At 43.3% G+C, this 9,335-nt stretch carries 7 protein-coding genes and 1 pseudogene; 2 read left to right on the top strand and 6 right to left on the bottom strand.

What is annotated here, in order from left to right:
- Window positions 1-1,157 (top strand): SBBP repeat-containing protein (locus B9T16_RS22310; protein ID WP_410245803.1); only part of this gene is annotated, 1,157 nt, incomplete at its 5' end.
- Here B9T16_RS22310 and B9T16_RS22305 read toward each other — a convergent pair.
- The 3 genes from B9T16_RS22305 to B9T16_RS22295 form a co-directional block, all read right to left on the bottom strand.
- A complete protein-coding gene (locus B9T16_RS22305; protein ID WP_410245802.1) occupies window positions 1,143-1,871 on the bottom strand; it encodes a M48 family metallopeptidase in 729 nt (242 codons plus the stop codon). The two genes, B9T16_RS22310 and B9T16_RS22305, sit on opposite strands and share 15 nt — an antisense overlap.
- Complete coding sequence (locus B9T16_RS22300) at window positions 1,858-4,941, bottom strand: type I restriction endonuclease subunit R (protein WP_410245801.1); 3,084 nt, start codon at window positions 4,939-4,941, stop codon at window positions 1,858-1,860. The genes B9T16_RS22305 and B9T16_RS22300 overlap by 14 nt, the downstream gene beginning before the upstream one ends.
- A gap of 93 nt (window positions 4,942-5,034) precedes the next feature.
- Window positions 5,035-5,607 (bottom strand): Uma2 family endonuclease, encoded by a 573-nt coding sequence (locus B9T16_RS22295; protein ID WP_014274532.1) that lies wholly within the window; start codon window positions 5,605-5,607, stop codon window positions 5,035-5,037.
- Window positions 5,608-5,738: 131 nt separating this feature from the next.
- On the opposite strand from B9T16_RS22295, the gene B9T16_RS22290 reads away from it, so the two are divergent.
- Window positions 5,739-6,350, top strand: coding sequence for a Uma2 family endonuclease (locus B9T16_RS22290; RefSeq protein WP_006617237.1), 612 nt, complete (start codon window positions 5,739-5,741; stop codon window positions 6,348-6,350).
- Window positions 6,351-6,512: 162 nt separating this feature from the next.
- On the opposite strand, the pseudogene B9T16_RS22285 reads toward B9T16_RS22290, so the two are convergent.
- The 3 genes and pseudogenes from B9T16_RS22285 to B9T16_RS22275 all read right to left on the bottom strand — a co-directional run.
- A pseudogene (locus B9T16_RS22285) lies at window positions 6,513-7,712 on the bottom strand (DNA methyltransferase); the annotation flags it as partial.
- Window positions 7,713-7,740: 28 nt separating this feature from the next.
- The gene (locus B9T16_RS22280) at window positions 7,741-9,123 is read right to left on the bottom strand and encodes a restriction endonuclease subunit S (protein ID WP_410245800.1); all 1,383 of its coding nucleotides are present in this window, start codon (window positions 9,121-9,123) and stop codon (window positions 7,741-7,743) included.
- Between the two features lie 8 nt (window positions 9,124-9,131).
- Window positions 9,132-9,335, bottom strand: a 204-nt coding sequence (locus tag B9T16_RS22275) for a transcriptional regulator (RefSeq protein ID WP_410245799.1), incomplete at its 5' end; no start/stop codon positions are given.

The following is a 9,335-nucleotide window of genomic DNA, read 5'->3' as shown; positions in this document are numbered from 1 at the left end:
ATGGTGGCAAGGCCMTCACCACTGGCCTTGATGGGTCTATTTATATGGCGGGTGAGATTAGGGGCGACCTGAATGGGGAAATTAATCAGAGTGGTGCTGATGGCTTTATTGCCAAATACGAACCCGATGGGACTCTGGTATGGACAATGCAGTTGGGAAGCACTAATWCKGATGRWGGCAATGCCATCACCACCGGCCTTGATGGGTCTATTTATATGGCGGGTTRGACTYGGGGCGACCTGAATGGGGAAATTAATCAGAGTGGTGCTGATGGCTTTATTGCCAAATACGAACCCGATGGGACTCTGGTATGGACAAGGTTGTTGGGAAGCAATGGTTGGGGGGCAGCTAATGCCCTCAGCACCGGCCTTGATGGGTCTATTTATGTCGCTGGTCTAACCGAGGGCGACATCAACGAGGAAATTTTTAATCGTGGCGGGAATGCCTTAATCAGCAAATACGAACCCGAGGATGGGACTCTGGTATGGACAAGGCAGTTGGGAAGCCCTAATGCTGACCAAGCCAATGCCCTGACCACCGGCCTTGATGGGTCTATTTATATGGCGGGTTGGACTCAAGGCAACCTGGCTGGGGAAATGAATCGTGGTTATTCCGATGGCTTTATCGCCAAATACGAAACTGATGGGGCTTTGACATGGATAAGACTGTTAGCAAGCAATGAGTGGGACGGAGTAAATGACCTCAGCACCGGCCTTGATGGGTCTATTTATGTGGCTGGAAATGCCTTTATTCGGATGATAGTTGATGGGAGTGCACCAGAAGAACCTGCACCCCCGCCGCCGGAGTTAATGCACCCATTGTTACCTCTCAACGGTGATTATATTCCCATAGCGGGCGACTTTAATGGTTCAGGAATCACAGATATTCTCTGGTATGCTCCTGGTCYTGACCCKGATTATATGTGGTACTTTCATGCAGATGGTAGTTATGGGAGTCGTTTGTTTATGATAGATGGTTATTATATCCCCATAGCGGGAGACTTTAATGGTTCAGGAATCACAGATATTCTCTGGTATGCTCCCGGTCTTGACCCGGATTATATGTGGTATTTTAATCAAGATGGGAACTATGACAGTTTTCAGTTGACGGTTAATGGTCATTATGCCCCATTTCCAGCGGATTTAGAAGTCTTCTAAGGGTTCCCGGTTTAAGAGTTCTCGACGTTGCCGCCATTGGGGGAGATACTCATCCATATAAGCCCTAAAACGGTCATTGTGATAACGTTCTAATAGATGCACTAACTCATGAACTACCACATATTCCAAGCACTCAATCGGTTTTTTCGCCAGTTCTAAATTTAACCAAATCCCGCGCTTAGTTATATTACAACTTCCCCATTTAGTCCGCATTTTCTTAATGCCCCAATAGGTGACATTTTCCCCGATAATGGGTTGCCATTTATTCAGCAATTGTGGTATAATATCCCGGAGTTGTTGGCGATACCATTCGGCTAAAACCAGGGCGCGATTGTCCCGAGAAGTTCCCGGATTAACGAATAGTTGCAATCGGGAAGCATTGAGGATTTTAACTTCATGTTTCCCCCGGCGTTCTATGACTTCTAAGCGGTAGCGTTTACCAAAAATATAATGGCTTTCTCCTGATACCATTTCCCGCTTCGATTGACGGGGTTGGGCGGCAAATTTAGCCCGTTGTTTCTTAATCCAAGATAGGCGAGAAATTATCGCCAGTCGGATATTCTCATCAGTCATTTGATCGGGGGCAGATACCCGCACCCGCCCCTCTGGGGGATAGACGACAATATGCAGATTTTTAATGGATTTCCGAATCACTTGCACGGGAATTTCGGCAATAGTTACCTGGTATTCTGTGGGAGATTTACTGATAGTCATGCTGCTGTTTAATTAACTCTAGCAGTTGGTCTAGGTCTGGGTCTAGTTTAGCATTACTCAGGACAGAATCAACGGCGTTTTTAACTTCTCTTTCTTTGAAACGATTACCAATCCAGCCGTCTTTTTTGGTGGTTTTCACAACTCCATCAATAGCTAAGGCGATCGCCTCATTTTTGCCCAGGTTATCGTAGAGGGAACGGAGGGCGGAGGTATTTAAGGAAGGGGGATAATTCCTCACGGCTGACCCGGTGGGGTCTATCACTTGTCGGGCTAGTTGTTTCACCTGTTCCAAATACTCTTGGTAACTGATAGCTTGCTGGTGACGTTGTGCAATCAAAGCATCCAATAACTCGGACATTTCCTCATAGTATTTGGGGTTAATCGGACTCTGATCTAAGATAATTTTGCGGATGTTATTCTCGATGGTTTCCGCCATGATTTCCTCATCTTTCAACCCTTCCGGGAGGCTATCTAAAGCCTTTAAGCCCTGATTTACCATAAGCTGCACCAGTCCCAACTCTTCAAAGTCCGCCACTAGGTTACTGGGTTCAGCCCTGATATAGGTATCCATCAGGTGACGCATAGCCGGTTCATAGATTTTACTGTCGATATAGTCGCCGCTGGCAATTTTCACCTCGTCCCGCATTTTGCTGTATTGGCTAACCTCCTCTTTAATGCTGGCTGCTTCCTGGGGGGTGTATCCCGCCGCTTCCATTTCGTTGGCGAGGTTACTATAGGCACGAATGAGGGCGTTAACGGTTTGATAGAGGGCGACCCGTTGGGGTTCGTTGGTGGTGAGGGCGGTTTTATCCGTGGTGTCGGCGGCGCAGAAATAATGGAGATAGTCGGAAGTGTGACGGGGACGGGGGACGGGTTCACAGAGGGCGCGGACGGCTTCTAGGGCGGTTTCTAGTCGTTCTTGGCCCTTGGAAAGGCGATCGCTCAATAACCCCGCCACGTCCGCCGCCTCGTAGTCCTCAAAAGCCCCGCTAGTGTAATCTGTAACCGCCCCCTCTAATTGCTGGAACAGGTCCTTATAATCCACAATATAGCCATATTCCTTATCTTCTCCATCAAGGCGATTAACCCGACAAATAGCCTGAAATAAGCCATGATCTCGCATCGTTTTGTCAATATAGAGATAAGTCGCCGGGGGTGCATCAAAGCCGGTTAACAGCTTATCCACCACAATTAACAGGCGCATTTGTCCCGGTTCATCAATAAAGCGCCGTTTAACCTCCTGCTCAAATTCCCCCACCCGATACATGGCTTCATCTTCCGGCTGGTTAAAATAGTCCGCCAACATACGCCGATAAATCCCATACTGGTGGAGTTTTTCCGTCAGTCCCTCCCCCGTTTCCTCCCCTTTAATATCCGCCGGGGAAGGTTTATAACTGGTGATGATGGCACATTTACCCTTAAAGTCCGTTTGGCTGAGGATTTCGTAGGTTTTGCAGGCTTGATAAATGCTGCTACAGACCAGCATGGCGTTACCCCGTCCGTCCATTAGTCGGGGTTTGGTTTCCATGTCTAGGAGAATATCGTTAACAATTTGTTCCAGGCGAGACTTACTAGAGAGGACTTTTTGCATCGTCCCCCATTTCTTTTTAAGTTGGGTTTTGGCAAATTCTGACAAGCCGCGAGTTTTCGCCTCAAACCACTGGTCTATTTTCTGGGGACTGGTGAGGGTTTGGTCAATGTCGCGCGCCTCATATCGTAAATCGAGGATAACCCCATCTCTCACCGCTTCGTTAAATTTGTAAGTGTGGATATACCCCCCAAATACTTCGATGCTGCGCTGTTTGTCTTGTTTCAATAGGGGAGTCCCCGTAAACCCGATAAATAGGGCATTCGGGAGCATTTGCTTCATGGCGGTGTGGAGTTTCCCGGACTGGGTGCGGTGACATTCATCCACAAACACAAATAAGTTACCCTTGGGGGAGAAGTTGCTGGGGAGTTGCTGGAGGCTGTTAATAAATTCCTCCGTCGCCTCTTGGGAAGAGTGACCGAATTTGTGAATGAGGGAACACATTAACCAGGGTTGGGTTTGGTTGAGTTTATTCATCAGGTCGGCGCTGCTTTCGGTGCGGTAAATCTCCTCATCGACTCCTTTAAAGATGCTGCTAATCTGTTGGTCGAGTTCGGTGCGATCGCTTATAATTAAAACCCTAGCCTGCCTTTGATGTTCCCGAATCCATTTCGCCAGCCACACCATAGTTAGGCTTTTTCCTGACCCTTGAGTGTGCCAGATAATGCCACCCTCAAGGCGATCGATAAATTCCTGGGCGACTTTAATCCCAAAATATTGGTTATGGCGGCAGGTTTTTTTAATCCCCGCATCAAAGATAATAAAGTCGTGGATGAGTTCCAGCAGGCGGCTTTTTTCACACAGTAGGCTAAGATGCCAATCTAGGAGACTCTCAAAGGCATTAACTCCCGCTTCTTTCCATTCCAAATAATACTTTTCCGAGGTTTCGATAGTGCCGTAGCGGAGTCCTTGGGTATCGTTTCCCGCCATCACTAACTGAAGCGTCGTAAAAAAGGGGCGGATAAATTCCTTTTTTTGATTATCCAGGTTTTGGCGGATACCTTCCGCCACCGAAACCGTGGAACGTTTGAGTTCCAGAACCGCCACAGCAATACCATTAATATAGACCACAATATCCGGGCGTTTCCTATGGTTGCCTTTTATGGTCACTTCTTCCGCCAGATAAAAGCGATTATTGTCGGGATTTTCCCAATCAATGAGCCAAACCGTTTGAGTTTGTTCACCCGCCCCTCCTTTCACCTTCACCCCATAACGCAGCAGGCGATAAACAGCCTTATTAGCATCATAAAGGTTTTGGGTTTCTCCCAAGCTCGCGGCTTTATCCAATTCTCTCAGGGTTTTATTGATGAGGGTGTCCTTAATGCCTTGCTGGGTGAGCCATTGGGTTAAATATTCAGCCTCTATATTGCCGTTATTTTCTCGGTCTTTCCAGTTTCCCAGATAGGTATAACCCAGTTGGTTTTGAAATAGTTTAATAACGCGGTTTTGGGTGACTCGTTCAACTTGTCCAACTTTAATCATGATTTGCTTCTCTGGTAGTATTCAAGAAATTTAATAAATCTTAGCCAACAGTCCGGGGAGTTAGGTTGTCGGGGAACTCCTACATCAAGACTTCTACAAATACCTGGATAAACTCAACCTAAACCCCGGCAATATTTCCTCACCCGATAATTCTATGGGTAAATCCTGCACTTCTACCTGTTTCCCCAAGCGATAAATTTCTACCTGTTGCTGTTGGGGGTTAATTAGCCATGCCAATTTTACCCCGGCTTCCATATATTCTTGCATTTTATTATGTAGCATTTTTAAATCATCGGTTACTGACCTTAACTCAATGACAAAATCCGGGGAAATGGGAGGGAATTTCTGCCGTTGTTGGGGGGTTAATGCCGCGTAACGTTCCCGGCGAATCCATGCCGCATCGGGGGAACGGTTAGCACCATTTGGCAATGTAAAGACAGTGGAGGAACTAAACGTATAACCTAGGTTAGTTTGTCGATTCCAGATTCCCAAATCAATAATTAAATCCGCTTCTCTATTGCCGCTATCCCCTCCCACTGGTGGCATAATAATTAACTCTCCTTTAGCAGTCCGTTCAAAGTTAAAATCAGCATTGTTTTGACATAATTGATAAAACTGCTCATCACTCAAGCAAACTCGGTCTAAATTTAATATCAAAGCAGCCATAGTCCTAGACATCGTTAAAATAGTGAGAATTATTATTAATTGACCATTGACATTTGACAGTTAATAATTTATAATTAAATCAACCGACCAAATATCAGCATCCAATTCCAGATTCCTCATTCCCCTTTATTATGACTCAAACCATTACTAAACCCATATCCTTTGATGAATTTGTCGCCTGGTATCCAGAAAATGCCACCTGTAAGTATGAACTACACAACGGAAGGATTGTCGAAATGCCTTTAGGAACAGGAGCGCACTCTAATATTATAGGCTTTATCCGCCTAAAACTGGGAGTTATAATTGACCGTTACGAGTTACCTTACTCTATCCCCGGTGATTGTTTGCTGAAACCGTGGAATACTCAATCAGGTTATCAGCCGGATATTATTGTGTTGGATAAGGGGGAGTTAAGCAAGGAATCCCGTTGGCAAAAAGAGTCTATTATTACCTTGGGGGGTTCCGTGCGGTTAGTGGTGGAAGTGGTTAGCAATAACTGGCAAAATGATTATCTGAGAAAGGCGGGAGATTATGAGTTAATGGGAATCCCAGAATATTGGATTGTCGATTATTTGGGGTTAGGGGGGCGGCGTTTTATTGGTGAACCTAAATCTCCGACGCTTTCGGTTTATACAATGGTTGATGGGGAGTATGAAGTTAGACAATTTCGAGGTAATGATAGGGTGGAGTCTGTGGCTTTTCCTGAGTTGGAGTTAACGGTTCAACAGATTTTTGAGGGTTAAAAATTTAAAAATGATATTTTCTGATGGCTTCTTCTAGCTTTTCTCGGTCAGGTTCGGGTAAGCGAGGGTTATGGAGACAAGCGGTTAATTTTGTGTAATGAGGTCGAGATAAATCAGGCATATATTTTGTATTGATTAGGGTGAACTAATTTAAGTCAGTGGCTATATATAAAGTCTTTTATCTAAGATGGGGGTGTTGTCAATATCTGGCACTCTATCAATGGCTTTTTTAAGGTGGTTTATATTTTCGGGAGACACCCAAGATAAACCGCTTTTTAATATATCTAAGGCTACTTGGCGCGCAATTTGGTTAAGGTTGGCTTGAGAAATTGGATTTTTCAGGTTGCTAAAATTGATGATATCTTCTCGGATGACTTGCCCAAATTTATTTTTAAACTCTCTTTTTTGCCTCAATTGCTTGTGGAAAAGGTTAGCCTGTATCCCCATCTTTTCGATAATATCGGCATTATAAAAAGGGACACCTAAAACATTAGATTGATGTCCGATAACCAAGATAATGCGGGCGTTTTTTTTGCTGACCCTAGAAAGTTCTCGGAGAGTCTCAGCCATGTCTAAACAGTATTGGACTACTGTATAAAATCGGTTGCTGCGGTTGGCTCGATTTGAGCCTATTTCTGACCGTGCTATTGTTAATAAATCCCAGCCTAGAAGTTCGGCAGATTTGCGGTAGTTTTGATGATAGTTAAATACGTTGATATAGGGGGGAGAGGTGATGATAAAATCGATTGAGTTGTTGGGTAATGGCAGACAACGGGCATCTGATAAACCTATATTTATGGGGTGGTCGGAATAGGGCAGATTTTTGATAAGATTAACTAAATCGGCAAGTTTTGACTGGATTAATTCGTTGGTAACAGCATTGTTGGCAACATCGAGCAAAATCACTAAAGCCTCAAATATTTGGCTGGCTTCTGGGTCTAGCTGATTCCTAATTAGGGTTAATTTTTCGGCTAGGTTTTCCACTGGCTCATTTTGAAAGATTCTATAAGGAAATTCTCGATCTACTAATTCCCGCAGGATTTTAATTAACTCCTGTTTTCTGGGTTTATTGATAAGTTGATAGGTTTGGCTGAGAATATAAGCGGCTGGGTTAATATCAAAGCCATAGGCGGGAAGTTGGAGATTTCCGGCTTCTAGTAAAACGGTGCCGCTACCTGCAAAGGGGTCTAATATGACGGCATCAGGTGGGCAATATTGTGTTAAAATTATTTCGATAAGTTGAGGGGAAAATTGACCCCGCCAACTAAACAAGTTCGACCGGGTTTTGTTGACAATATTTAGTTTTTCTTGGGGGATGGGTTTATTAAAGGGCTTCAATTTCCAACCTCTCAATATGGTTGCTGATTTCTGGTTGTTGGTGTTATCTCTATCAAGGCTTAATTAACCGCGTTCTCCCCGTTAAGAGTTCCTGCATCATTCCCTGTTTTATGGCTTGGGTTTTGGCGCGACGTTTTTCTAAGGCGGCAATTTCTTTGTCCATGTCCGAAAGCACAGAGGCGATCGCTTTTTGTTCTGGAAGGGGTGGAATTGCAATTGTAAATTCAAGCAATTCTTTAACGGTTATATTTGCTTGATTTGCATTCCCTCTAAATATTTTCTCGATATGATTTATATATTCATGCCGATTTAAACTATTATGCAAAAATAATTGAGTTTCTTTGCTAAAATTTTTAGCTCGAATAATTATTGCATTCTGATTGAGAAGCGATCCAGAATCTTTTGAAGTAACAAAGATGGATTTTCCCACCATAGAATCATACATAGGAGGCTTTGACCCCACAGTTGATATTATTATATCAGACTCTTTTAACTGCCACTTTTTAAAAAACGCCAATCTTTGGGGATCGATAAATATTTCACTTTCTCTTTTGATCAATTCAAAATTTGTATCACTCACTCGAATAACTCTCACGCCAGAAGATTGAAAGTCTGATGACTTAAATGCAAAACCTTTAATATAATTAGTAATTTCTGCTAGAGGAGTAACCTCCCAATCTTCAGGAATTAAACCGATCGCACTTTTTTTATAACCCATTCCCTTCGCACTTTTTTTATAACCCTTACCCTCACCAAACCCCGGTAAGCGAGTCTTACCCGTGAGGAGTTGCTGCATAGTGGCGGTTTTGATGTGGCGCTTTTTGGCGATTAGCTTATCTAGGCTGCTGATGAGTTCGTCAACGTCTGAGAGGACAGAGGCGATCGCTTTTTGTTCAGGAAGGGGTGGAATTGCAATAGGTGTTTTTCTTATTGTTCCTAATCCTAAATTAAAAATAGTTGTTCCAGTTAATCCATTTCTAAAAAAGTTTTTGATGGTTTGAGTTTGCAATTGATAATATAAGTAATTTTTTGAAATATTTTTTGTTGGATTCAAATAAGCTACACTTTTTCCTAAAATTACTGGTTCTCCTTGATAAAATGCTAGGTTTCCAATAGTTCCATTTATTGACAATAAAATTGTTCTTTGATTTAATCTTTGTTGATATTTTTTAGCTTCGGATTGATCACATTTTTGTGTAATTGTGTCAACATAAATTTTACTATCAACTAGATTATTTCCATTAATAAAGTAATAGTTGCCTTGATCTGAGTATAGAGGTGTTGCATGAAGACCATCACCAACTTCAGAAGTTACTTCATCAATAATTGTAACCTCCCAATCTTCAGGAATTAAACCGATCGCACTTTTTTTATAACCCATTCCCTCACCCGGCGGCACTTGATTGTTATTCCCAGCTAATTCTTGACGGCTCATCTTTTCCCTCAATTATCAATTATCAATTCATTTAAAGCATCTTGAATCACCTGCTCACTTACCCCGCGCCGCTTCAACCCCTCAATAAACCTTAAAACAGGTTGCTGGCGACTTTCCAGATGGTATAAAATCGCTTCATAGGGTGATGGTAAATCAATCGGATGATGTTGTTCTTCATAGGCTTCGATTAAAGTTGTCAGAACCTCAAGGCG

Source organism: Arthrospira sp. PCC 8006 (genome assembly GCF_046480465.1).
Classification (GTDB): Bacteria; Cyanobacteriota; Cyanobacteriia; order Cyanobacteriales; family Microcoleaceae; genus Limnospira; species Limnospira platensis.
Note: the sequence above shows the minus strand (reverse complement) of the source record. Positions and strands in the feature narration are given on the sequence as shown.